Below are 24,409 nucleotides of genomic sequence, written 5' to 3'. Positions count from 1 at the left end.
CCGTTAAAAGAAAGGACCAGTTTTTGAAATAACAAAAAAAAGTAGCACCTCACTTGTGATGAAGCACTACCTTTTCCCGTATGGATATACGATTACTGTTTGATAATCTCTCTTGCTTTGTATGTTCCGCACACTTTGCATACATGGTGCGCCAATTTCAATTCACCGCACTGCTCGCACTTTACCATGCCAGGTACGGACAACTTGAAGTGCGTACGGCGCTTGTCACGACGTGTTTTGGACGTTCTTCTTTGAGGTACTGCCATGTTTACACCTCCTTACCCAAGTTACATGCACTTCTACTGTCAGCTGCTATTTCTTAAAGAAATCTTGTAACCCCGCGAGTCTCGGGTCGATACGCTCATTGCGACAATCGCACGATTGCTCGTTGCGGTTCGTGCCGCATGTCGGGCACAGCCCCTTGCACGTCTCGACACACAACGGTGCGTACGGCAAATTGATCACGAGCGCCTCTTCCACATAAGGCTGTAAGTCGATAAGGTCTGCTGTCACCGAAATGACATCGTCCTCCTCGCCTTCCGCAGGAAGATCAGTAGAGTCCGTCAGCTTAAATTGCTCATCAAACGGAATGACATAGGTTTCGGTAAATGTCGATAAGCAACGAGAACATACGAGTTCCAGTGTAGCGGTCAGTTGACCATGTACACCAACTCTTCCGTCGCCTTCCGCTTTCACCGTCAAGTCGACATCAACCGGCTTAGAAATGGAAACGTCATTGCGATTCCGCGCAATGTCATCAGCGACAAACGTCGATTGAACATGCGTTTCCTGTCCTTTTACGGCAACATCTCGGAACTGAAATTCCATATATCATCACTCCAAACAAACAAAATTAATTATAGCGATTAACGTCATGCTTTGTCAACCAAATTCGTTTGACAGTTTCTTAGGGACAGGTAAGCTCAGTTTCTATTGAAATTCGCTAATCCGTGGTATGATTTGATTGATATTGCGAACGGATTGCCGTGAAACACATCCCATTGAGATACCATATTACCGCATTCTGCGCCTGAAAGGAAGTGACGTGAATGAGAACGGTCGGAATTGTTGTGGAATACAACCCAATGCACAATGGTCATCTATATCATCTCCAACAATCCAAAAAATGTGCGAGCGCCGATGCAGTGGTCGCCGTCATGAGCGGTCATTTTCTGCAGCGCGGCGAACCGGCGCTGGCTGACAAATGGGCGCGCACGGAGATGGCGCTTGCCAACGGCGTCGATCTCGTACTGGAGCTGCCTGTCTCCTATTCCGTTCAGCCTGCGGAGTGGTTCGCCTATGGCTCTGTGGCGACGCTGCAGGCGACCGGGGTCATAGACGCGCTCTGCTTCGGCAGCGAGCAAGGCGACTTGCGCCCAATCGAACAAGCGGTCGCCGCGCTTGTGAAGGAGCCAATAGGCTTTGCCCGCCGCTTGCGGGAGGAACTGAAGTCGGGACGCAGCTACCCCGCTGCATACGCCTGCGCCGCAGGACGCGCGCTGATAGACGGCGCCACGGAAGACTCGAAGAAGGGCGCACCTCTGCATTCCGCGGAAGCCGCAATCGGCACCGATATGGACTGGATCGCACAGCCCAACAATTCGCTCGGTCTGCACTACATGCTCGCTTTACGCCGGCTTCAGAGCGACATCGAACCCTTCACGATCGGGAGACAGCAAGCCGGATACCACGATGCGAACGTATCCGATCACCCGATTGCGAGCGCTACAGCACTTCGACGCCTGTGGGCAGAGACGGGAAGTGTGCAAGCATGCGCCCCTTATATTCCGCAGCCAACGCTGCAAATATTGGAGCGGGACACGGCAGACGGCAGAGCTCCCATGGGGTGGGATCGGTTTGTGCGCGAGCTTCTATATCGGCTCCATATGCTGTCACCCGAAGCGCTGGCTCAGCATCTCGAGGTGACGGAAGGGTTGGAGCACCGTATCAAGCATGCGCTGCAGCACTTGAGGGAGCCGAGCGTCGAGTCGCTGCTGAATGAATTGAAGACGAAGCGGTATACACGTACAAAATTACAACGTACGCTTACCCATATTTTGCTTCATCACGACAAGTTTCACTTTGGACCGGATGCCATTGCTCAAGGCCCTTCTTACATCCGGGTACTTGGCTTTAGCGCTCAAGGCCAGATGCTGCTGAAGCGTATGAAAAAGAGAGCCGAGCTCCCCGTCGTCTTGAGCGTCAACCGCGAGAATGCCGGCCTCGGTGGGGTCTCCGGCTTACCAGCCGACACGCGCGCAACCGCCGTATACGCGAACGCCTTCGCCCCCTGGAATACGCGTGCCGCCTTTCGGGACTACTATGAGGCACCGCGCCGGATCTAACTGTGCGTAAGACAGGCGGTAGGCTTCTATGCCAACCGCCTGTCTTCTTAACCTGCCTATTACTCCGAACTGTTCGGTCATTTACAATTTGATTTCGACTTTGTTTTTGACTACTCCGTCGCTTCACTGGTCCGAGTTATTCGATGGCTTGAAGCGCATCTTGCAGCGTCCGGACAGGAACGAGCTTCATCTTCGTGTTCATCTTCTTCAGCTTCGCCTGCGCTTCCTCGTAGTTGCCTTCCGGCACCAAGAATAGCTCGGCTCGTTCCCGATCGGCCGCTACAACCTTATGGCGCACCCCACCGATAGGGCCGACATTGCCTTCCAGATCGATTGTTCCGGTTCCTGCAATGCGGTGGCCTTGGGTCAGATCGCCCGGCGACAGCCGGTTGATCAGTTCCAGCGTGAACATAAGTCCTGCAGAAGGACCTCCTATATCGCTTTCTTTAAATGTTACGGTTTTATTGCGGTCAGTTGGAACCGCATCCTTTTTCTCCCCGTAATAAAGACCAAGTCCGACTCGCTTCTTGCTTGGGTCATTGCCATCCTGGATTTCAACCAGCGTAGCATTTACGAGTTTGGTTTCTTTGCCGCGCTGTACCTTGACCTGCAATGTTTCCCCTGCCTTACGTCCCTGCAGCGCCTGCAGCAAATCAGCAAATTCATCGACCTTCACTCCGCCCACTTCCAAAATGCGGTCGTTCGTCTGCAATTCATTGTGGGCAAGCTTCGGATCATTGGAGACGACATAAACGCCTTGCGACTCCAATTTGTACGGTATGTTTAAGTGATTATAGGCTGCCAGCACCGCGCCAAGCTGGGAATTGCTCATATTGAACATCTGCTCGGTCGCATACTCCTGCTCGGTGCGCCCGCGAAGAGACTCCTCTTTTTTACCGAACTCGGCATTCGGATCGAACGCCTTCCACACTAACATAGCAATATTGGCATACGTCCGGCGCACGGTCGTCAACATGAACGTCCCTGCCTCGGCCTCGTCTCCTGCCTTTACGCTAACCATCGGCTTCACTTCTTCGGCGCTGCCCGGCGTAAATACGACATAAGGCGTTGGCATATATACCATGACATACACGAATAGGAGTCCGGCAAAGAACCACTTCCAGCCATGCATCCGGGGCCGTTGCGGCTTGTTGCCATGCTGCATCGTCTCTTCTCGCATCACTCCAACCTCCCTTGCTGCTTTCACCGTTACTCCATTCAAGCGACACGGCTTTGTACAAATCTGGTCTAATGCCCGTCCTTATGGCGTAAACATGATGAAGAAATCTAATTTCCTATCTTTTTGTGCATCCGTTCTTCTTAAGTCTTGACGTAACCCCGATTTCCTGAAGAGAGGTGAACATCATGTTCTCATTCCGCTCGTCCGTTACCCAACACCCGCTGTTTACGCTTGTCATGGGAGGCACAGCTGTTCTGCTCGTGCTCTGTATCGTTTCTTATCCCGATCAAGCATTTCAAGCCTCTCTGCAAGGCCTAAAAGTATGGTGGAATATTATATTTCCTGCACTGCTCCCATTTCTGGTATTATCCGAAATTCTTATCGCCTATGGATTCGTCCACGGGCTGGGCGTTCTCCTAGACCCGTTAATGCGTGTATTGTTCCGGCTTCCAGGTGTCGGCGGCTGGGCGTGGTCTGTCGGCTGGACCGCAGGTTATCCTGCCGGCGCGGAAGCCGTCATCCGGCTGCGCAAGCAACAAGCCCTCACTCGTCGTGAAGCAGAAAGACTGCTAGGATTATCTCATGCGAGCAGCCCGATCTTTATGATTGCTGTCGTCGGTGTTGGCTTCGTGCAGCAGGCGGAAGTGGGTCTCATTATTGCGATCGTGCATTGGGCGTCCGCTATCCTTGCCATGTTTATATTGCGGTCAACCGACGCTTTTCATCCCGAACCGAAGTCGGTTAGCGTTAGCGAGCTCCGTCGCTCCAAACGGCTGCCCTTCTATCGTCGCATGCTCGATGCAATGGAACTTGCGCACTGCCAGGATGGACGGCCCTTCGGCAAGCTGCTCGGTGACGCCGTCACCTCCGCCGTGCAGACGCTCATGATGATTGGCGGATATATGATGATTTTTTCCGTCATTATCCGTGTGCTGCGCATCGCAATTCCGCAGGAGCTCGGCAGCTTCATGCTGAATGGTCTGTTGGAGGTGAATTTGGGCGCCTATACGTTCGGCTCGGCTGCATTTCAATCGACGTTATTCCAGACAGCACTACTGGGTGCCGTCATCGCATGGAGCGGCGTAAGCGCTCATATGCAAGTCCACAGCCTAATGAAGGGTACTGACTTGCGTTACATGCGCTTCCTCGCTTCTCGTATTGTTCATGCAGTTGCCGCCTATCTGCTGACTTATGTATTATGGTGGCCTTTGCAAGCCTTGTTCCATGATTCGGATTCAGCGTTATCGGCGTTTGAAAACTTGCCAGACTTGTCCAATGCCGCGTCGAGTTCGAGCGCTGTGCCCGCATCATCTCTTATACACGAGAAGTTAACGTCTTTAGCCGCTTATACAGGCTGGTCACAATCACTCGTGCTCATTCCTGGGCTTGGCTTGCTGCTGCTCTGCTTCATAGCGGTCTCACGCATGCTGCGGTGGATTAGTAACCGTCGATAAGATCCGCGCCATCCTCATAGTCGTATTCAACCTCTTATACAAAATCTTTATACTTTAATCGCATCGCTGCTTCTACTTCTGAAGTTACCATTTCGCTTACATTTCCGCTAAAGCGCGCGATCTCCTTGACCATGCTGGAGCTTAAATACGAAAATTTCGGGTTCGTCATCATAAATATCGTTTCCACCCGAGGATTCAACTTCTGATTCGTGGACGCCATCTGCAGTTCATATTCGAAATCGGTCACAGAACGGATGCCGCGCACGATAACATGCCCCTGCTTGTCTTCCATATAGTTGACGAGCAAATCGCGAAAGCTGTCGATCTCTACATTCGGCATGTCGCGTGTTACCTGACGCAGCAGCTCTTTCCGCTCCTCTACGCTAAATAGCGGATTTTTGCTTAAGTTGTTCAATACAGCGACGATAAGCTTGTCGAACTGCTTCGACGCACGCTGAATAATATCTATATGCCCGAGCGTTACCGGATCGAAGCTTCCCGGATATACCGCAATTCGCGGTTGATGTGCGTACTCTATCATGTCTGTCATATGCTCACCTGCTCCTCCCTATAGCTACTTGTTCGTTGTTCCTTAATTTAGCAGAACCGCTTGCGATGCATCGACCGGAGCATCGTCCGATATTTTGTACATCGTCAGTGCGATTTCTCCATAATCAGCCAGCTTCCACACATATAGAGGACCGACTGACGAAGGATACTGATGTCTGGCATCATGTTCCACCACAATCGTTGCATCGCGCGCGATAAGGCCGCCGTTCCACATGCTCATAAGCAATTCGTCAGCATCCTTTAATCGATAGGGCGGATCTAGAAAAATCAATTGAAACTGGATGCCACGCTTCGTTAATGCTTTGATTGCGCGCCGCGCATCGTTGCGATACACTTCACACTGTTCCTTCATGCCCGCAACCTCCACATTATGCTGCACGACTTCAACCGCTCGCGGATCTTTATCGACAAAGATCGCCATTTCCGCTCCACGGCTAACCGCTTCAATACCCAATCCGCCTGTACCAGCGAATAAATCCAACGCATGTCCCCCGTCAAAATACGGACCGATCATACTGAACAACGCCTCTTTTACTTTATCAGTAGTCGGACGCGTTCCCATGCCCGGCACCGGCTTCAACGAACGGCCTCTTGCCGTTCCTGATATTACTCTCAATGACTTCACCCGTTCTTTGCTGTGCATTTCACTTTATTTACATGATGTGTGGTCATGTTTTCGACGTTTATCGTATCACATTTCCCCTCTTTTTGAAAAAGGAAAAGCATTTGCATATGGCTGCTTCCCAAATAAAAAACTCTTTCTGCACCGTTCCAGAAAGAGTTCCAAGCAAGGTATTTCCCTATGCGTGCAATTGCTTCAGCAATTGCTGCACTTCACTCAGCATGCTTTTGCGCGCAGCATCGTCTACCGTCGTGACGGATGCGGGAAATGAATGCGCCAATACCTTCATGCCGACAAATTCAAAAATACCGTAATCTGACGTCTTTTTCATCGCCTCATACATGCCGTTCTGGCGGTAATTTTCCTCTGAATTTCCATGCGTCGAAATGAGCAGCGCCGCTTTCCCGTTCAGCAGCTGTTCGATATTTCCTTGTTCCCCGTATTTATACGCAAACCCATAGCTGAACACCCGATCGATATATCCCTTCAATATTGCCGGCAGTCCGGCCCACCATACTGGATAGATGACGACGATATGCTCCGCCCACGTAATATGCTGCTGTTCCTCTGCAATATCGGCCGGCAGCCGGTTTTGTTGAAATGCAACAAAGTCATCCCCAGACAGAACCGGGTTGAATTTCAATTGATATAAATCCCGGACTCGCACTTCATGGCCTTGATGGGCAAGCTCGGATTGCACAGTCTCGAGAATAGCATGGTTGAAGCTGTTCGGATTCGGATGGGCGTATAAGATAAGATGGTTCATGATCAGTCTCCTTCTTCATTCAATTGGAATACGGCAAGCATGCCGCAAACAAAGTTAGGATGTCAATCCCGGGGAGGTTTTATTGAAGCAAACATAAAAATAAACCAACTTAACGAAAAAGCATGTATATTTTTCGCCAGACGGGCAATCATTAAAGTATCGACATCATTGTATGTCGTAGACAACCGCGGAGAAGACTTACGTTTCCCCATAAGCTCTTCGTCCGGTTTCTCCTCTCCCATGAGGGCGTCCCGAAAGGGGCGCCCAATTTATTTTTGTAAAACCCCCTTGTAAATCGAAATGCATCACTTCTTGCTAAACACAAAAATCATAATATTGGGACCAATAGAAGATATCAATCAGCATTCATTTCCCTAAATTTTTATGGTAAGGTAAAAAATGAATATTAGATTGATAAGGAGGAGATAAAATGGACATTAGAGCTGGTGATGTCTTTACTTGGGAAAGAACCTTTACGGAGGAAGAAACATTACAATTCGCGCATCTTTCAGGTGACCAAGGAAAGCATCATGTGGAGCGTGATGAAAAGGGGCGTTTAATGGTTCACGGTTTATTTACTGCAAGTATTGGAACTAAAATTGGTGGGGATTTAAATTACATCGCAAGAGAAATGGTTAGTGAATTTGTAAGACCTGTCTTTACCGGAGATACGATTACCTGTGAGATAACTCTCACAAGCGTTGAACAAATGGAAGGAATTAAAAAGGTAGCTCTAAAGTCAGTTTATCGTAATCAACATGGCAAAGAAGTGCTGATAGGAACGAGTCACGGAATAATACGAGACGAATTGAAAATTAAGTAGTTATCAACAGGTATCGACTCCCGATAACCCTCAACTTGGCTGCAAATCACTATCCACACTTGTTGTTAATGAGACCTCCATCGTTTCCTCACGTTAATATGCAGCAGTTGCGTAAGCTGATACATGGTCACTTGACCTGCGTACCTTAACGTTTCCGTCCAATCCGCCCAACTGCTTTCCCGTTCTCATCGACAATAAGGACGTATAAACGCTTGAATGTTCCTTTTAGCTCGAACAATTGCTGGATCGCTTCTTCTTTCGTCATCGGGCCCAGAATCCGTCTATTTTTGTAACAGACATAGTACTTCATTTCTCTTTCCTTGCCTGTTCATATCGTTATCATTTCACTCCATTATTTCACATGGCGGCCCGCATAGAAATGAAATACAAAAAAAAGCCCCGGATTGCTCCGGAGCTTTTTTTGTATTTCATAAGTGCTTTAATTGTCTATTTCCGTTTCGTTCCCTTTCTCTTGCTGCTTGCCTTGCTTCTTCTTCCGCGAGACGACTGAATTTCCCCATTGTACGCTTTTATGGCAAAAATTGTAGATCGTCTTTGACTCTTTAGTCATCAGCGGACCTAAAATTGCGAGAATGAGGACGTACATCACCGCAAAGGATTGTACGACCGGCAGCAATCCTCCCGCCTTGCCGATGTTCGCCATAATAATCGAGAATTCACCGCGTGAAGCAAGTGTAAACCCAATATTGGCAGATGCCCGCGTGGACATTCCTGCCGCACGGCCAGCCAACATACCGGAAATAATATTGCCGATAATCGTCAGAATAGCGGCAACGACAGCCATTCCGATCGCCCCGCCTAAGGACAAAGGATCGATGGTCAAACCGAAGCTGAAGAAAAACATGGCGCCGAAGAAATCACGGAAGTTCATCACATGATGCTCAATCCGTTTCACATGTGTGGACTCTGCCAGAACGAGCCCGACCAATAGCGCCCCGATCGCTTCCGCCACGTGCAGCGTTTCCGAAAAGCCTGCAATAAGAAATAAAGAGGCCAGCACAAGAAGCAAGAACAATTCGGAAGACTTGCCATTCAATACTTTGTCGATAGCAGGCACGATTTTCCTGCCCAAAATAATAAATAATAAAATGAAAGCGAGCGCGGACAAAGAAGTCAGCAGCACACCCGTGAACGAGGCAGCCCCGCTCAATACGAGTCCGGACAAGATGGACATATGAATCGCGATGAACAAATCATCAAACATAATCATGCCCATAATGATTTCGGTTTCCGGATTGGCAGTCCGCTTTAAATCAACCAGTACTTTGGCGACAATGGCCGTGGAAGAGCTGGTCATGATACCGCAAATGACGAGCGTTTCGGGAAGGGGCAAGCCCATGAGCCAGCCAAGCAGAAGCCCTGACACGAAGTTGATGGCAACATAAGAGATGCCGCCCACGACGATGGACTTGCCTGACTTGATGAGACGCCCGACCGAGAATTCCAGACCTAAGTAAAAGAGCAGAAAGAGTACGCCCATCCGGCCCATAAAATCAATAAAGACGGAGCTCTCAATGAAGCGGAAGTCAAAAATCCAAAAGTGAGGGGCATGCGGCCCCACAGCCATTCCGACGAGAATATAAAATGGGATAACCGAAAAACGGAGCTTGGTTGCGATGACACCAACAAGTCCGATTAACGCGATCGCAAGACCTACTTCAAATATTATCGTATCCATGTTTCCCCCTATTTCGAAGATTTAGACGCGAGTACTCTCGAGACGTTCGCCCCGAACCTTGTTACACGATAGGGAAAACTAAACCATGCAGCATGGCAGCTGCCTTACTAGCTCCCGAATGCTGTCCGTATTTATTCGTTTCCGCTCAGCAGCAATTGCTTGAGCAGCTTAAGATTCTGCCTTTCCCCGGCTACGACAAGCGTGGAATAGGCAGAAAACGTATAATCCGGCCCAGGATTAATCTGTTTTGCCTGCTCTTTTTCAATGACGGCGATAATGGTAGCCCCGGTTGTTTCGCGGACTTTCATCTCCCCGATCGTTTTGCCGACACATTTGGCATGGGATTCGATCTTGTACCATTCAATAATTAAATCGTCCAATGCCACTTCAACGGTTTCCAACGCCTTCGGCTTATAGGTCATTCCGCCGATGATTCCAGCAATCTGTCTGGCCTCGTCATCCTCGAGCGACACCATCGACACGCTTTCTTCCGAATCATGACGATCAAAATGATATATTTCCCTGCGTCCGTCATCATGGATAATAACGACAAACATATCTCCGTTACGGGATTCAATCTGGTATTTACGGCCGATTCCAGGCAGATCAGACTCACGTATATTCAATGCAATTACCTCCAACATGTCGTGATTTGCACAATGAGCTATTGTGAAATAAATAACTTTAATAATATAAAGCTTGAATGCTAAAACGCACGAAAATACTCGCATAGTAGAAATGAACAGGATCAATGACCCCAACGAAGCCCTCGCTTGTGTCGAATCGGAACATAAGTCCCGCAAGTGCGGCTATGAAGAGACGATCGAATTAATTAACGGGAACAAATCACGTACGTCGAGGTGAATTTGATGGGCATAAGAAATAAGCGCTTCATTAAGACTGAAAAACGGGTGTGAAAATGCAATAGTGGGAAGGAGACCTTTTTTATAAAAAACATGGAGAAGATAACGAACATCAACGCCATTTTATGGATCAAAAGATGTTTCAAGGCGGTAGTGCACCGGACAGTAGCCGTGTATCGGTGTTCGCTGAAATTTTTGACCAACTTCGAGGATCCGTTCATGAATGCGCGGTCTTCTTCCGCGACAAAAGGAGTGAAAGCGGAAAACAACAGCAGGAGTATAATAAACAAAAAGCTAATATGGCTTCGCCTACTCTGAATCAAATGGGTTGTTGCCATACGCGCACCTCCTGAAGTCATGTAGATTCCGGTAAATCGTAAGTTTTCCTATATGATATAGGTTATCATGTCCGACCGCACAGATCAAGGCAGATAAGCACACAGGATAGGCTGGTCCCCTACCGCTTCGCATTGAACATGGCATGACTGCGACAAAAAAGCCGCTGAATCATCAGCGGCCGAATCGCTTTATTACATTCGTTACCATCAATAAGGTTCCGCAAGGCAGTATTCTTCTTCCATATGCCGAATCCACTCTTCCAGTTCTTCTGACTGCTCAAACTTCCTTACCATGATGGAAGGGCCATTCGGCACGTCTCTTTGTAAAAGAATGGAACCACCTTGGGAGATGCGTTGTCTGGCGCTTGAATAAATGGAGTCGACAAGCTTCCAATCGCCTTGTTGATAAGCGCCACCAATTTGTGTGAGATTGATAGTGAAATGACTCATTTTCTACCCCTCCCTTAGATTGGTATGCCTTTCTTCCCATAGTATAACCCAAAACCCTACATTTCGTAACCGCATTTGTAGCCGTTCAGAAGCGGAACCATAACAATTTATACCGAAATGCAAGGGACAGGCCAGCCCGTTCCGCGGTCCGCTGCGAGGCTGTATTTTCCTCCATGCAATCCCACCAAGGTTGAATGCCGTGCCTGCGGTACCTTTGCAGCAGCAGCTGAACCAGGCCACTGGATAAACCTTGACGACGATGCGGCTCCAACGTCTCCACTCCGATATTGTGATAGCCGCCATACTGGACCGTACTGACTGCAATGCTTGCAATTTCTTGACGTTCTGTCAATGCTGCGCACCCGTAGCCCTTGGCCAAATATTGTTCCATCGTGCCCCAAAACGGCAACATATATTGGATCAAAAAGTCTGCATTCCCTATCTTTCCTACTGTCACGGAAGTAATGAATTCATGATTCATTTCTACGACATTGTAATGTGGCGGAATCGCAACCTTCTTTGTTCCCAGCGTCTCGCCCGCTATCAGCGGCTGATCCTTGTACACGAATTGCCAGTCCTGTTGAAGCTCTATGTTCCTCAGCGCTTGTTGAATCGACACATAGAACTCTTCTCTATCTGCGGACAGCTCAATCCAATGTATATCCTGCTTTTTAAGAAAAGGCATAATTTCATTTTCGATAAATGAGTCGAATGATCGGGCAATAAAGCCGGCTTCATCCCTTCCCGTCATATAAAAGCTGCCTAGTCCATAAGACCATACGAAAGCCAACTTCGGCTCCTCCGTGTCATCCACCCATACTTCGCCTGGATGATCGCCTGCCAGAATGCCGGCAAACATAACGTCGCTATCCGGATGCACCATCCGCTCTGCCAAGGACCGATCCCGTACTTGCAGGTGCTGCAGCTGCATATATTCACTTCCTTTTCCACGCTAAAATTTCGACGCTCGTCTGCGCCGCAAAAGTCCCGAAAGGGTATAATAGAGTTACAACTACGCATAAACCAATACGTTTCAGAGAGAGGTGCGTTGCATATGCCATCCATTCCTAAAATATTGATCGGATTAGGCATCGCGCTCATCGTTATCGGTGTGCTCTGGGCAGTTGTAAGCCGCTGGATTCCTCTCGGGAAGCTGCCTGGCGATATTATTGTCAAAAAGGAAAACTCAACCTTCTATTTTCCAATCGTCACGTGCATCATTGTTAGCCTCGTCGCATCTTTGTTGCTGTCTTTGTTCCGGAAATAACAGCAAATAAGGTCATTCCTCCGGCATACCCCTGGAATGATCTTATTTTATGGGCCGGCTGGCTCCGCGCTCTGCAGACAGCCTCTTCACAGCGCCCGCTAGGCCAAGTCTGCCGATGCTGGCCCCCCTCTGTCTTCTCCGAACCTTCCCAGAGCAGCCTGCCGCTCCGTCATAATCCCTGTGAAAACAGCGGCATACAGCTCGCCGATGACGGCGCTCGACTCATTGAACGCCTCCAATCCGTCTATCGTCAGTGCCCCGAAAGCGCCAAGCGGAATGCAAATTAAGGCGCGGTACGGACTTTTGGACTCGGGATTGCGCTCCCAATCTTCATCCTTCAGCACATCCGCGCTTTGCACAGTCATCTGCTTGCGGAAGGAACGTCCGACAACCGAACGATCGATATGCAGCTGCCGCGTATCGACGTAGTGCTTCGGAAATCCGGCGGAAGCCAAATGAAGCGTCACAAAAGGCTCCTCATACACCCAAATGCCGCAGCGGTGATGACCGCCGGGCGAGCATTTCATGTCCACTGCCAGCATATCGAGCATGCGCTGCAATAAGAAGGCCGATTCATGAAGCACGGTATACGGATCGTCCAACGCACGCAGCCCATTTAGCGTCTCTACGAACGGCTTGATGTTCCTAAGCGCCGATAAGGTCTGCTGCGAAGCGTGCTCGGTCTTAAGGCCGACCGTTTGCAGTTCATCCACCCTCACCTGTAAGCTCTGCAGCCGATCCTCGCGGTGAAGCACTTCGTGAACGACCTCGGTGAACTTTTTATTGATATATAACGTTTTTATAAAATAAAACACCAAGCCTGCCGCAATGACGACTGCGAACAGCTGATACGACCACGACGGCAGCTTATCAAGCATCGCTTTCATCAGAGATTCCATATTGCGCCCCCTCCTTCACTTGTCCTTGGAACAAGCTTATGACAGATATATGGCGAACATTCATTCTGCTTCTTTTTTATTTTAACTTCTGTCATTGTCCGATTCCGTTCGTGCAGGGAGTCATTGATCCATCCCTTCTAGTTAACGCTGCATACTATACTACAATTGGTAGAGGAGATGATTGTATGCAGTTAGCACAAACTAGAGGCAGCTACGATGCCGTGTTCAGTCTAGGCAGCAATTGTTACGCCGCCAATAAGCTCGCCATTCATCAATTAAGGCATTACAGCGGAGTATTGGACTGGATGGTTTCTCCGTCGCTGCCCGGCGTCAGCAAGCTTCTGCGGAACCGGTTCGCCGGATTTATGGAACTCCCTCATATGTCTGTCATCGGTACTCACGCAGGCGGACTCAATTTCCTAATCCGAGACAACGAATACAACATTATGTCGGCCCACGACTTTCCCGTTGCTTACAACCAGTTAGATCATTGGGCGAGCTATCCTTCATTTAAGGAAAAGGTAAACCGGCGCATACTTCGTTTTTTCGAAAAAATGGAATGCAGTCAACGGATTTTATTGCTGCGCTTGGGCGGAACTTATGAGGAAGCGCTTGAACTTCAGGACGAATTGCGCGCTATTGTGAAAAATCAATTTCATGTTCTCCTCGTCAATCATACTTCTAACTACGGCGTCTTAGAATGCCACTGGCCGCTTGAACACATCTGTGCCATTGAAGCACCTCTCGATGGAGAAGCGAACACTGATCTGTGGAATTATATATTCGCGGGAGTCCAGCATATCAGCTTCCCGTAATGCGAGGTATAGACTGACAAATTACAAAGAACCGCCCGATTCCCTTCCTGCAGGAAGTAATCGGACGGTTCTTCTAATGAACTTGAATTCAAGTTATCCATGTTGGTGTCGGACCGCAGGCCGCACAGGCACAGAGCGACGACGAGTCGTTCCAGCATGTACTGTCCATGTAATGATCTGTCCCGCAATGCTGACCGCCAAAATCGTATATAACATATCAGCAAGCGGCAAGTAGAACAAGGACACCAGCAATACCGCTATATCAAATAGAATAAACACCGTGCCAACGCTTAAGCTCGTCACGCGGCTCAAGAACAGCGCCAAAATATCGTCGCCGCCAGTTGCGCCTCCGTGGCGCAAGACGATCCCTGCGCCCAGACCGGTTAACACACCGGACACAACCGCTGCCAGCACCATGTTATCGCCAAAATTCATAACCCAAGGCGAATAGCGTTCGCACAGCTCGTACGTCAACGAGAATACGCCAGTAGCAATCGCCGTATTCATAATGAAGGTCCGCCCTTTAAAAAACCAGGCGGCGATACAAACCGGAATATCAAGCAGCAGCACGGTCAGCGCCGGAGACCAATCAAATGCGTACTTTCCAAGCAGCGCCAAACCGACAAATCCGCCCTCAGCCAAATGATTTTGAAAATTAATGTGATAATAACTGAAAGCCAACAGTATCGAGCCAAACAGCATCCAACTAATTTGACGTAATTGTTCGTTTCTCCTCATCTTCATTCCCTCTCGTCGTCCGTAAAGTAGTCCTTCGACCGACGGCGAGAAAGCGAGATGAGGAATTCATCCTTCGCAGCATCATTTTTCACGCTTCCTTCGCGGTCAGTCTTACCGTCAGGTGACTAGTTAACTATCGGCGAGAGGAAGCTAGATGTAAGAAAGATCATAACGTTTCCAGACTGTCCTTTGGGGAAGCATCCTTCGGGGACACATTGGTATCCTGATCCTTTCTTTTGTAATTTTTTGAATTCCTGTGTGCAGTTTGCACTTCTTGTTTGTATTATACCATAATGTATATTCCGGCTGAACCGGGCATATTCTTCATATTTCGCCCCCGTTCATGTTCTGCCGCCGTAAATGTGAATCCTATCGATTCTGCACCACGTTTCTGCATGACCCTCTTTGCTTTTCGTTGAAATACTCCCTCATTGATGTCATATGTGCCGATCGCAGATTCGGAATGCCTACATGGTGTATGTACCCGATCTGCCTGTATTTGAATCATTGTGCAAGCAGAAATAGAAGCCTTTCCTCCGTCGTACACAGTCGTCCCTCCGTTCGTTCACATATGTCTCATATTCACTGTGACCGCGATCACATTGTGATGTATATCACACTCGTACAATGAAGGTGTACTTCCCGTTTATGAATATGAATAAGCAAAAGTATAGAAGATAAAGAGATGTCGGCTGTGACACAAAAGAGAGGATGAGTATTATGTTACGTCCACGTACGATTGAATTGGTCAAAGCGACGGTGCCCGTCTTGGCAGAGCGAGGGCCCGATATTACGAAGCGCTTCTATGAATTAATGTTCGAGCGGCATCCCGAGCTCTTGAACATATTCAACCATGCCAACCAACGTCAAGGCCGCCAATCGCAAGCGCTGGCGAATGCCGTCTATGCTGCGGCGGCGAACATTGACCGGCTGGAGACCATTATTCCCGTCGTGAAGCAAATCGGGCACAAGCATCGCGCCCTCAACATCCGGCCGGAGCATTACCCCATCGTCGGCGAGCATCTGTTGATGGCTATTAAAGACGTGCTGGGCGATGCCGCTACCGACGACATCATTCAAGCATGGGCGGAAGCATACGGCGTCATTGCGGACGCGTTCATTGCGGTCGAGCAGGAGATGTATCAAGCGGCAGCGGACCAAGAAGGCGGCTGGGAAGGCTTCCGCAGCTTCATCGTCGACCGCAAAGTGAAGGAATCAGATGTCATCACTTCCTTCTACTTGAAGCCTGCTGATGGCGGAGTACTGTCTGCTTATTTGCCGGGCCAATACTTGACAGTACGCGTGAAGCCGGCGGGGCAGGACAACCTTCACCTGCGTCATTACAGCTTGTCCCATGCATCGGGCCAAGACACATACCGCATTAGCGTCAAGCGCGAAGACGGATTGGACAGTGGCACGGCCGGCGTCGTATCCTGCTATCTGCACAATGCCATGCAGGAAGGCGATACGTTGGAAGCTACCGCGCCGGCCGGCGAATTCACGCTGCGGACAGGAACATCGTCGCCGGTCGTGCTGCTCAGCGGCGGCGTGGGGCTCACGCCAATGATGAGCATGCTGCACACGCTGGCGAAGCACGAGCCAGAGCGGGACGTCTATTTCGTGCATGCAGCGCACAATCGTCGCATGCACGCGCTGCGCGAAGAAGTCCGCGCCGTGACGGAGGCGAACAGCCGCATCCGCAGCTTCGTCTGCTACGAGCGCTCTGAGGCGGGCGATACATGCGACCGCCAAGGGCTTATCGACGCGGAGTGGCTCGCTGCGACGGTGCCGGCCGATGTCTGGCAGCAGGCAGATGTATACTTCTGCGGGCCTGTCCCGTTCATGAAGGCCATCTACCGGGCCTTGAAAGGACTAGATGTATCAGCGGACCGCATTCATTACGAGTTTTTTGGGCCGGCAGGTGCCTTGGAAGAAGCTTAGCATCACCTTGGCAACTTCACTTTCCATTAATATAGAGGCTCGACTCAAATAAAAAACCGAGGGAGCAGCAAAGCTCTCTCGGTTTTTTTACATGTCATCTTCACTTCTTATGACCATCATTGCCGAAATCGATGTTCAACACTTGAGCAACCAGATGCGGCAATTCCGTATTGTTATGCAATCCCCGGAACAAATCCGAGCCCGGACCAAATGCATACATCTGAACATCCACGCCGGTGTGCAAATAGGTAATCCAACCTACCAGGGCACGTTCGCTGATGACGCCATTAATGGCTTGCATCGCATCTTTGGCACTCTTGATTTTGGCTTCTTCCGCAGCAGTCACATCGATGTTCGCATACGTTTTAAGTACTTCTTTAACATTGCTTCTATCTGACTTCAGCCTGTCCGCCATAAAGATCCCGGATGCTTTGACCTGATGCAGCACGTCAAGCTTGGCGCCAATTTGACCATACCCGCCGACCGACATTCCGCCTGTGTCGTGATCGCCGACGATGACGATTAGAGTATTGCCATCCTTTTTGGCGAAGTCGAGCGCCAGCGCGACCGCTTCTTCAAACGCTTGCGTATCCTTCATAGCCCATGCGGCGTCATTATAGTGGCCAGCCGAATCGATCTGGCTCCCCTCCACCAGCAGGAAAAAGCCGTCCTTGTCTTTGCGGAGCGTGTCGATGGCTTTGGCGGTCATGTCTTTCAAGCTTGGTTCATTCGTATGTCTCCGGTCGAGCTCAGGCGCCATGTCTCTGCCGGCGAACAGGCCGAGAATTTTGCCACCGCTTGCGGATTGCAGTTGATTGCGGTCCTCCACGATGGTATAACCGCTTCGCTTGGCTTCTTCCAGAAGATTGCGTTCCTTTTGCTTGCCTCCCATCGACTCGGGAAGAAAGAAGTCCTTGCCTCCCCCTAAAAGAACATCTGCTTTTCCCAATTGCTGCAGTGCAATATCGCTTTCTTCGTCGCGGGAGAAAATATGCGAAGAGAAAGCGGCTGGAGTTGCATCGGTAATGCTCGCTGTCGCTACCAGCCCGGTTGCCTTTCCTTGTTCATGCGCCGCTTCGAGAATCGTCTTGTGTCGTATCCCGTCCGGAGTAGTCCCAATCATTCCATTGTTAGTCTTATGCCCCGTAGCCATCGCGGTCGCCGCAGCGGCGGAATCGGTTAACGCGGAATCGGCGGAGTATGTCTTTACCATACCTACAAGCAAGGAGTCCATCACCGACGGTTGACCTTTGAACAAGCGATAGTTGGTGGCAAAAGCAGTGGAAAAGCCATCGGGAATCATAAAGATAACGTTTTTCGCCTTTCCAGAGGAGGCGGCAGCTGCCGCCTCTACTGGTTGATTGGCCTGAAAGCTCAGTAAACTAAAGCATGCAAGAATTGTTCCCAATACGACAGTGGTAAGCTTCCTGCTCATGATTCATTTCCTCCGTAAGCGCGTTTATTCCGATATCGGTGCAGTGAAGGCTCCGGACAACTGCCGATGCATCTCACACACCCTCGGCCGAAGGGACAGCTGGACTGTCTTGCTCGGCAAGCAGCCGCTTCAGGACGTTGTCACTGATGCGGGAGACATTGTTGTCATAGTCGTTCCAAGCAAGGCTCCCAGCCCAGTTAATCGATCCGACGGAGAACACCGCGCCTCCGCCATGGATATCAAAATAGGTCATGTCCGCCCGTACCAGCGGGTTGTCACAGCCGCCCTGACCAGGCGCAGTATGCAGCTGATCATCATGCAAAAATTGATAATTATTGTCAAATCCGGTCGACGTGGCAAGCCACAGCGTATGTCGAGGCGTACCGAATTTGAGATCATAGCGATCGATCTCATCACCAGCCGCACCGCCCGCAGCATATCCAAAGTCGCCAATAATCTCGTCATCGCCGATCCCGTCAAAAATAAATTGGGCTGACGGATGAAAGCTGTCTTCCAGACGGCGATAGCCGCAGGCCGTTCCACCGCCCAAGGCCGTGACGCCTACGCCGACAAGACGCTGAGGCACGTATCCATAGTGTCGCCAAATGCCTCCTGGCTCGCCCGTCGTGCTGTGGAACAGCTCGCCTGGCGGGGAGTCCGAGGAGCGGGAACCGGAGTTGCCGCGCCGCACTTCCAACAGATGCGGCCGATCCGGATCCAAGCTGGTCACCCAGTAGAATCCGTTTCCTCCCAGATACATTAAGCGGCCGCCGTCTGCCAAATACTGCTCCAGCGCCTTCATCATTGGGCGCGTCCAATATTCAGGATGACTGCCGGTAATCAATACCTTATAAGGCCGGAGCAAGTCAATGCCCTCATTGTGCAAATCATCGTCAGTGGCTACGTCGTGGCTCTGTCCCCGCTGCTCCAGCCAGCCGGTAATGTACAAATCAGCCGAGAAGTGGCGCACAGCCCGCCAATTGCGATAGTGAGGCCGGAGATTTAAGATCGGACGCAATCGGGAAGAGTACTGAACGCCGCTGCCGTCGTTGTGGAGATCGTAAATGGAATTGCCGAGCTCGGGGTGCTCGTCTAAATAAACGTCTTGCGCCGGGAGAACATAATCGTCGGGCAAATAATCTTTGGCCAATTTGAACAGCCGCTCGTTGCCGTAAGCCAGATAGGTGTTGGTCGGTGCAAGAAACAAGACGGGTGCTGTTACAGTGCCTTGTACAGGCCGCACAAAGAATGGGATGTAGTCGATATTGCCTTCTGCCTCCAATTTGAGCGCGTATACGCCGCTGGCTAAATCCTCTGGAAGCCGCCAAGTAATGTCGGTCTCCCAACCGGCATCCTCAATGTCGTCGTCATGGAAATGAACCGCCGCGTATTGTTCCGGAGCGAGCCGGTAATCCACCTGTTCTCCGTTCCAATTGTGACTGGTAACGGCGCGTGTGCCGCCTTGACGCAAGGTGCCGTGGTAGCCTCCTGCCGACAGATCCACAAGCCGGGACGATGAAATGTCGACGCCAAAATCGTAATCAGCGACGAGGAGCAAGCCGTCAGTCCCTTTGTCCGCGCCGACTGACAAGTCATGCAGCTGCTCCTCGTTAAAATACTCTCGGAAAAACCGCGGGTTGCCAATTTTTCCGTTGTAATGGCGAGAGGTGCGTGCGAGCGCGTCTGGGTCCGAATCTGCGGCAAGCAGGACGCGGGATATGACGACGTTCGTGTAGTCCAGCTTCGCAGCCGCAGTGCATACTTGCGTGTCGTCATTAGGCTTCCATCCATCACGGTAGCTGACGTAGAGAGTCGCTGCCCCGCTTCGCACGGAATACTGCACGGCAACGAAGTACCACGCATTTCCTTCCAGCGGCGCGTCACTGCGCACATTAACGGATTGCCCGCAGCCGCCGGTCAAGGAAAACGTTACATGTCCGTCCTCTTCCAGCGTCAGATCTGCTCCAGACGCGCCGTCGGCGGAGCGTGCCGACCAGACGGTCTGCGCCCGGCAATATTCAGGTATCGTCGGACAGACCCACATCTGTACCGAGAATTCGCCGCCTTGCAGCCACTCTTCCGGCAACGGCAGCTCGGCATAGGAGCCGGCAGCAGTCGTCTGCCGTCGCCCGGGGTATTCGCCAGCGCAATCTGCCGGTATGGTCTCCGTCGGCAAGTATGACGAGTTGTCCGGATCGGGCATTCCACCGCATAACCGCACAACGCTAGCTGTGTAAACGGAACTCGCCGTGTCGATCATAAAATTCAGTTCTTGACCAGGCTGTATGCTAAATTGATCCGTATATCCGACAATGGTTACGGCGTCTTGCGCCATCGTATCTGTCTCACTCGCTGTCCCATGTTCATTCGGCTTCATTGAAATTCCTCCATTGGTTTAAGAATTTTCTTATGCGTCATGAATCTGTTTCAGTCGTAGCTGCAGCGTTTTACGATTAGAACAACCCCTAAAGCAAACTCACCTCTCTTCTCTCAAAAATCAACATTTTTATGTATAAATATTCACGTGATGTCATATATTGCAACCCGATTATAACATGCCAACTTTTACAATAGTAGCTATTTTTTTGTGTTCACTATTTCTTTAAGTGCCTCTTCAAAAAGGGGCTTTTTGAACCACCCCTTTAACAATTTTTGAAATACTCTGCATGCGAGAAAACCTCTCTCGAGGCCTTTCAAAGATGAGCGATCACCTCTTAGGCAGGTTTTTATGCTTTATCGCTAACGTACCATTGTCAAATAGTAAGGCAGGGACGCTGCATCATGAACGATAGGTGCCGTTCGTACAATGGCGCGCTCAGACTGAGGGTGATTTGCTTGAGCCGCCCCTTCGCTTCATTCTCCCCTTCCTTCAGAAGACGGCACACCCATTAGATAGCTCGATTTCACTGCGATAGTATGCGGCCGCTTTATGCCATCGTTCGAAATAGCATTTGCCGTATCCCCATCGCCCTCCTTCCTGACTGTTTGGGTGAATGGGGCTAAGGACCATTACACGGAAATCCGAACTACATCCTCTCGTTCGATAGGAAGGGTGGAGCTGCCATTCTGAATGTAGGGGAGAGTAAGGCAAGGGATGGAATAGACATAACTGCTCTGGGAAAGAAATCTGTCAAAAAAAACACCGCGCCCCTTCAGGAAAAATTCCTGCGGGGGCGCGGTGTCTGGGAACGACTGCATTCCCAAATGAGGCTGTACAACAACTCAATGACTCGCCTGTCTGCTCTTGATGACCCACTCCGTCAGACGCTTGACATTGCTTATGGAATCCAACGTCAAATCATCCTCGTCCAACGTAAATTCAAACCGATGCTCTATCTCTGCAAGAAGTCTCACTATCGTCATCGAGTCCAGAACCCCGGTATTACCGACTAAGACGGTATCTGCATCGACGAACGGCAAATTCAACATTTCCTTGATCAAGTCCACAATCTCTTGTTCAATGGCATCACGGTTCATCGCTTATTCTCCTATCTCGAGCCAATCGAATGCCATGCGCGGGAGCGGCAGCGGCAGCATGTAAGTGGATTGCTCATCTTCTGTAATGGTTTTCTTGAAGCCCAGCATCTCCAACAATAGCCTTGCAGGCAAATTTCGTTGTTTGCGCACTAACAGACAACGCACGGCGTCCGCCTGCGGCACCTGTTGCCCCAATCGTTCCAGGACCGTATACAAAAAGGCGGAAGCGATGCCGCGGCCTTCAATCCGGCAAGAAATGCAGAACAGCTTGATATCGATCCTGTCCTCTGTGACCGTTGCAAAACAAGTGCCGATCAGCCCATGCGCGCCAAAGCGGTCCTCCAGCTTGGCCACATATAAATAGTGGCTGTCCTGGTTGCAATACGATTCGACGAACGGCAAATCAATCCGTTCCAACAGGCTGTTCATCTGATTGGTGCGATGGGACAATTCAACAACCCGCAGGTAATCTTCTTGCCGCGCCGTTCTGATCTGCAGCTTCATACGGCATTCTTTCAAAAATTGCTCGCGACTGCCCTTGTGCGCTTTTCTGGCTTCCTCCCGCATTTGCCGCGCCTGCATATATTGCCGTCGGCTCGCCGTTTCCTCGGTTGCCTGGACAACCTGAAATTCGGGATACTCAGGCAGCTCCCGATATTGGTGTGCAGCATAGGTATGTACTTGAGGCACATAATAATTCACTTCAAATCGTTCGAACGGATCGTTGTCGACAAACGCAAGCGTATCCAATCCGATGTTCAGTTCCTTCGCAATCCGCTCCATGCTCGCTGCTTTTGAATCGAAATGGCACTGCGGGTACAGGAAGAAATGGGCGATTCCCAGCTGCTCCAGTTTGTTTTTCACTTGTTCCCAACTGTTGCGGCTGGCAATGCTATGGAGAATCCCACGCTGATCCAATGTGTCGATGACGGCAGCGATCTCTGGCAGCAGCTTGACGCCCGCTTCGTCTTCCCTTAGCGTCCCTTCCCACAACGTATCGTCCAAGTCCCATACTACGCATTTAATCATCTGAATCATTAGCGAATAATTCCATCGTTAGGTGTGTTGGTTTGAAACCATACTTTTTATAAAGCAGCCGCATCGGCAAATTGCTCACGTGCACCTTTCCGATGATATGCATGGCACCCTCTCCCTTGCAGTACGTCATTCCCGCTTCAAATAGTTCATCCACATAGGCGGTGCCGCGGAAGGATGCTTCGATGTAGAAGCTTCTGAAATTGGCATAGGTTTCTTTCGTCACGAAGTTTTCCTTCGGCGTAATCCACATCCAGCCTGCAATGTTCCCGTCGACTTCCAGGACAAGCATCCCTTTTTTCTCATAACGAAGTGCCTTTTCAAGCTTCTTGGCATGAAATTGAGGATCGGTAACGGCATCCTCTCCGAATGATATGACAGAAATATCTGTTTCAAATTTTGCGATAATCGCAATGTCATTCGGCTCGATTTCTCTGATCGACATCTTGGTGTGACTCCATTCTGCGTTCTTATGCGTTCTTTTTTTGAATGAGCTCAAAGGTGTCATGCCGGCAGCTCGGGCAGCCCTCTTTCTTCAACTGCTCTATCGTTTGCCATTGCATTTGAAAGCCGACCTCAGTCACGTGATTGCAACGTTTGCATTCGTAAGAGCGAATCGTGCGTCTTACTTCTCCCGTATAGAGGGCATCCCGATAATCACGGGCAATGCTTTCCTTCGTCTCTTCCGTAGATTGTAACACAATCATCTGGCTCGTGTTACCTATTATTTCCGCTCCGATATATTCATTAAAACGAGGCAAGACACTCGTCACAAGCAAGCCCATTCTCGAAAATTCCCGCTGCATCGCCAAGGCAAAGTCCGGTGATTTGTGAGCGAACGAGAGGAAGATGGGCAGCCCGATCTCTTGCTTCAGCAATTGGACTCCTCGCGATACGAATAACGACATCCCTTGCTGCGTGTAAGGGGGATCGGTAAACACACAATCGAAACGACGCAAAAAGTCTGCTGGGAGCTGTTCGCGAAAATCCATTTCGTAGCACACGATCGGCAGATCTTCAACTTCCGCAAGGTAGTTCACGTAACTGATAATACGTTTATCAATCTCGAACAGATGTATGCGGGTGTTGGACTTGTGGGCATCTTGCTGAAATAGTTGCTTCAACAGAAACCCTAAAGAGACGCTAACCAGATCATCGTCCCCTAGGCAAACGATATCTCTCCCAATAAGAGCCTCGTGCCGGAGCGCGAGAATGGCCCGCTTCATGCTTGTCTCCAGGGTGCACCGGGATTGGTCGATGGTAACATCCACCTGAGGCCGCCCCTCAAAAACGCCTTCCAACTTCGTCAGCATGCTATCCAGCTCGTCCGGCTGCCATTGTTCATATTTCAAACGCTGATACAAGGAGCGATCCAATTGTCCATAGCCCATTGTATGCTCGACTAACCGTATCCCTCTTGGGGTGCAATTGACCCCCCGATTCTGTTCGATAACCCCTGCCTTAATAAATTCCTTCTTAATGGCAGCCACAATCGGCAACGGCAGCAGCGTCTTTCTTGCGATGTCCTTCGTAGAGATGCCCGGTTTAAAGTAAATATCCAGAAGAATGTTCTCGATTACTTTTTTTCCATCCTTAATTGACACTTGGGAATAAATCGAATTCATTACTTCGTTATTCATATTTTTCTTCTATCTCCTTTATCATTTATGGAACCCATCAATATCTTCATAT

Annotated in this window: 25 protein-coding genes; 6 read left to right on the top strand and 19 right to left on the bottom strand. The window is 50.0% G+C overall.

Features of this window, described 5'->3' with window-relative positions; translation table 11 throughout:
- Positions 1-92: 92 nt before the first annotated feature.
- Entirely contained in the window at positions 93-266 is a 174-nt protein-coding gene (gene rpmF, locus LQV63_RS01545) for a 50S ribosomal protein L32 (protein WP_019424932.1), read from the bottom strand.
- Positions 267-312: 46 nt separating this feature from the next.
- A complete protein-coding gene (locus tag LQV63_RS01540; RefSeq protein ID WP_019424931.1) occupies positions 313-828 on the bottom strand; it encodes a YceD family protein in 516 nt (171 codons plus the stop codon).
- A 221-nt stretch (positions 829-1,049) separates the two neighbouring features.
- Here LQV63_RS01540 and LQV63_RS01535 point away from each other — a divergent pair, with 221 nt between their 5' ends.
- Positions 1,050-2,345, top strand: coding sequence for a nucleotidyltransferase (locus tag LQV63_RS01535; protein WP_233695419.1), 1,296 nt, complete (start codon positions 1,050-1,052; stop codon positions 2,343-2,345).
- Between the two features lie 136 nt (positions 2,346-2,481).
- On the opposite strand, the gene LQV63_RS01530 is transcribed toward LQV63_RS01535, so the two are convergent.
- Positions 2,482-3,525, bottom strand: a complete 1,044-nt coding sequence (locus tag LQV63_RS01530; protein ID WP_233695418.1) for a YlbL family protein — start codon at positions 3,523-3,525, stop codon at positions 2,482-2,484.
- A gap of 185 nt (positions 3,526-3,710) precedes the next feature.
- On the opposite strand from LQV63_RS01530, the gene LQV63_RS01525 reads away from it, so the two are divergent.
- Complete coding sequence (locus LQV63_RS01525; RefSeq protein WP_233695417.1) at positions 3,711-4,979, top strand: nucleoside recognition domain-containing protein; 1,269 nt, start codon at positions 3,711-3,713, stop codon at positions 4,977-4,979.
- 34 nt (positions 4,980-5,013) lie between these two features.
- On the opposite strand, the gene coaD is transcribed toward LQV63_RS01525, so the two are convergent.
- The 3 genes from coaD to LQV63_RS01510 all read right to left on the bottom strand — a co-directional run bounded on the left by coaD (position 5,014) and on the right by LQV63_RS01510 (position 6,937).
- Positions 5,014-5,529 (bottom strand): pantetheine-phosphate adenylyltransferase, encoded by a 516-nt coding sequence (coaD, locus tag LQV63_RS01520; RefSeq protein WP_233695416.1) that lies wholly within the window; start codon positions 5,527-5,529, stop codon positions 5,014-5,016.
- 42 nt (positions 5,530-5,571) lie between these two features.
- Positions 5,572-6,192 (bottom strand): 16S rRNA (guanine(966)-N(2))-methyltransferase RsmD, encoded by a 621-nt coding sequence (rsmD, locus tag LQV63_RS01515; protein WP_407672865.1) that lies wholly within the window; start codon positions 6,190-6,192, stop codon positions 5,572-5,574.
- 157 nt (positions 6,193-6,349) lie between these two features.
- On the bottom strand, positions 6,350-6,937 hold the full coding sequence (locus tag LQV63_RS01510) for an NAD(P)H-dependent oxidoreductase (RefSeq protein WP_233695414.1): 588 nt from the start codon (positions 6,935-6,937) through the stop codon (positions 6,350-6,352).
- Positions 6,938-7,367: 430 nt separating this feature from the next.
- Here LQV63_RS01510 and LQV63_RS01505 point away from each other — a divergent pair, with 430 nt between their 5' ends.
- Complete coding sequence (locus tag LQV63_RS01505; RefSeq protein WP_233695413.1) at positions 7,368-7,760, top strand: MaoC/PaaZ C-terminal domain-containing protein; 393 nt, start codon at positions 7,368-7,370, stop codon at positions 7,758-7,760.
- 145 nt (positions 7,761-7,905) lie between these two features.
- Here the strand turns inward: LQV63_RS01505 and LQV63_RS01500 are convergent, their stop codons facing one another.
- The 5 genes from LQV63_RS01500 to LQV63_RS01480 form a co-directional block, all read right to left on the bottom strand.
- The gene (locus tag LQV63_RS01500; RefSeq protein ID WP_019424922.1) at positions 7,906-8,070 is read right to left on the bottom strand and encodes a hypothetical protein; all 165 of its coding nucleotides are present in this window, start codon (positions 8,068-8,070) and stop codon (positions 7,906-7,908) included.
- A 129-nt stretch (positions 8,071-8,199) separates the two neighbouring features.
- Positions 8,200-9,459 (bottom strand): cation:proton antiporter, encoded by a 1,260-nt coding sequence (locus tag LQV63_RS01495; protein ID WP_233695412.1) that lies wholly within the window; start codon positions 9,457-9,459, stop codon positions 8,200-8,202.
- Positions 9,460-9,590: 131 nt separating this feature from the next.
- Positions 9,591-10,085 carry a cation:proton antiporter regulatory subunit gene (locus tag LQV63_RS01490; protein WP_019424920.1) on the bottom strand — a complete coding sequence of 165 codons (495 nt, stop codon included), beginning with the start codon at positions 10,083-10,085 and terminating at the stop codon, positions 9,591-9,593.
- Between the two features lie 782 nt (positions 10,086-10,867).
- On the bottom strand, positions 10,868-11,110 hold the full coding sequence (locus tag LQV63_RS01485) for a hypothetical protein (RefSeq protein ID WP_019424918.1): 243 nt from the start codon (positions 11,108-11,110) through the stop codon (positions 10,868-10,870).
- Between the two features lie 85 nt (positions 11,111-11,195).
- Entirely contained in the window at positions 11,196-12,041 is an 846-nt protein-coding gene (locus tag LQV63_RS01480) for a GNAT family N-acetyltransferase (RefSeq protein WP_233695411.1), read from the bottom strand.
- A 123-nt stretch (positions 12,042-12,164) separates the two neighbouring features.
- Here LQV63_RS01480 and LQV63_RS01475 point away from each other — a divergent pair, with 123 nt between their 5' ends.
- Positions 12,165-12,377, top strand: coding sequence for a DUF2905 domain-containing protein (locus tag LQV63_RS01475; protein WP_233695410.1), 213 nt, complete (start codon positions 12,165-12,167; stop codon positions 12,375-12,377).
- Between the two features lie 98 nt (positions 12,378-12,475).
- Here LQV63_RS01475 and LQV63_RS01470 read toward each other — a convergent pair whose 3' ends face one another.
- The gene (locus LQV63_RS01470) at positions 12,476-13,276 is read right to left on the bottom strand and encodes a GAF domain-containing protein (protein WP_019424915.1); all 801 of its coding nucleotides are present in this window, start codon (positions 13,274-13,276) and stop codon (positions 12,476-12,478) included.
- 185 nt (positions 13,277-13,461) lie between these two features.
- Between LQV63_RS01470 and LQV63_RS01465 the strand changes: the two genes are divergently transcribed.
- Positions 13,462-14,091, top strand: a complete 630-nt coding sequence (locus tag LQV63_RS01465; protein WP_233695409.1) for a DUF1796 family putative cysteine peptidase — start codon at positions 13,462-13,464, stop codon at positions 14,089-14,091.
- A gap of 93 nt (positions 14,092-14,184) precedes the next feature.
- Here the strand turns inward: LQV63_RS01465 and LQV63_RS01460 are convergent, their stop codons facing one another.
- The gene (locus LQV63_RS01460; RefSeq protein ID WP_233695408.1) at positions 14,185-14,835 is read right to left on the bottom strand and encodes a YitT family protein; all 651 of its coding nucleotides are present in this window, start codon (positions 14,833-14,835) and stop codon (positions 14,185-14,187) included.
- A gap of 714 nt (positions 14,836-15,549) precedes the next feature.
- Here LQV63_RS01460 and hmpA point away from each other — a divergent pair.
- On the top strand, positions 15,550-16,770 hold the full coding sequence (hmpA, locus tag LQV63_RS01455; protein ID WP_233695407.1) for an NO-inducible flavohemoprotein: 1,221 nt from the start codon (positions 15,550-15,552) through the stop codon (positions 16,768-16,770).
- A 100-nt stretch (positions 16,771-16,870) separates the two neighbouring features.
- Here the strand turns inward: hmpA and LQV63_RS01450 are convergent, their stop codons facing one another.
- From LQV63_RS01450 to LQV63_RS01425, 6 genes are all read right to left on the bottom strand, one after another.
- Positions 16,871-18,205, bottom strand: a complete 1,335-nt coding sequence (locus LQV63_RS01450; protein WP_233695406.1) for an alkaline phosphatase — start codon at positions 18,203-18,205, stop codon at positions 16,871-16,873.
- Positions 18,206-18,278: 73 nt separating this feature from the next.
- A complete protein-coding gene (locus tag LQV63_RS01445) occupies positions 18,279-20,582 on the bottom strand; it encodes a LamG domain-containing protein (RefSeq protein ID WP_233695405.1) in 2,304 nt (767 codons plus the stop codon).
- A gap of 845 nt (positions 20,583-21,427) precedes the next feature.
- On the bottom strand, positions 21,428-21,682 hold the full coding sequence (locus LQV63_RS01440; RefSeq protein WP_233695404.1) for an acyl carrier protein: 255 nt from the start codon (positions 21,680-21,682) through the stop codon (positions 21,428-21,430).
- Between the two features lie 3 nt (positions 21,683-21,685).
- Entirely contained in the window at positions 21,686-22,720 is a 1,035-nt protein-coding gene (locus LQV63_RS01435) for an HAD-IIIC family phosphatase (protein WP_019424906.1), read from the bottom strand.
- On the bottom strand, positions 22,704-23,162 hold the full coding sequence (locus LQV63_RS01430) for a GNAT family N-acetyltransferase (protein WP_019424905.1): 459 nt from the start codon (positions 23,160-23,162) through the stop codon (positions 22,704-22,706). Before LQV63_RS01430 ends, LQV63_RS01435 begins: the two co-directional genes overlap by 17 nt.
- 25 nt (positions 23,163-23,187) lie before the next feature.
- Positions 23,188-24,357, bottom strand: coding sequence for a bis-aminopropyl spermidine synthase family protein (locus tag LQV63_RS01425; RefSeq protein ID WP_233695403.1), 1,170 nt, complete (start codon positions 24,355-24,357; stop codon positions 23,188-23,190).
- Positions 24,358-24,409 lie beyond the last annotated feature (52 nt).

Source organism: Paenibacillus profundus (assembly GCF_021369635.1).
GTDB classification, from domain to species: Bacteria; Bacillota; Bacilli; order Paenibacillales; family Paenibacillaceae; genus Paenibacillus_B; species Paenibacillus_B profundus.
This window is presented reverse-complemented; position numbering and strand designations above follow the sequence as displayed.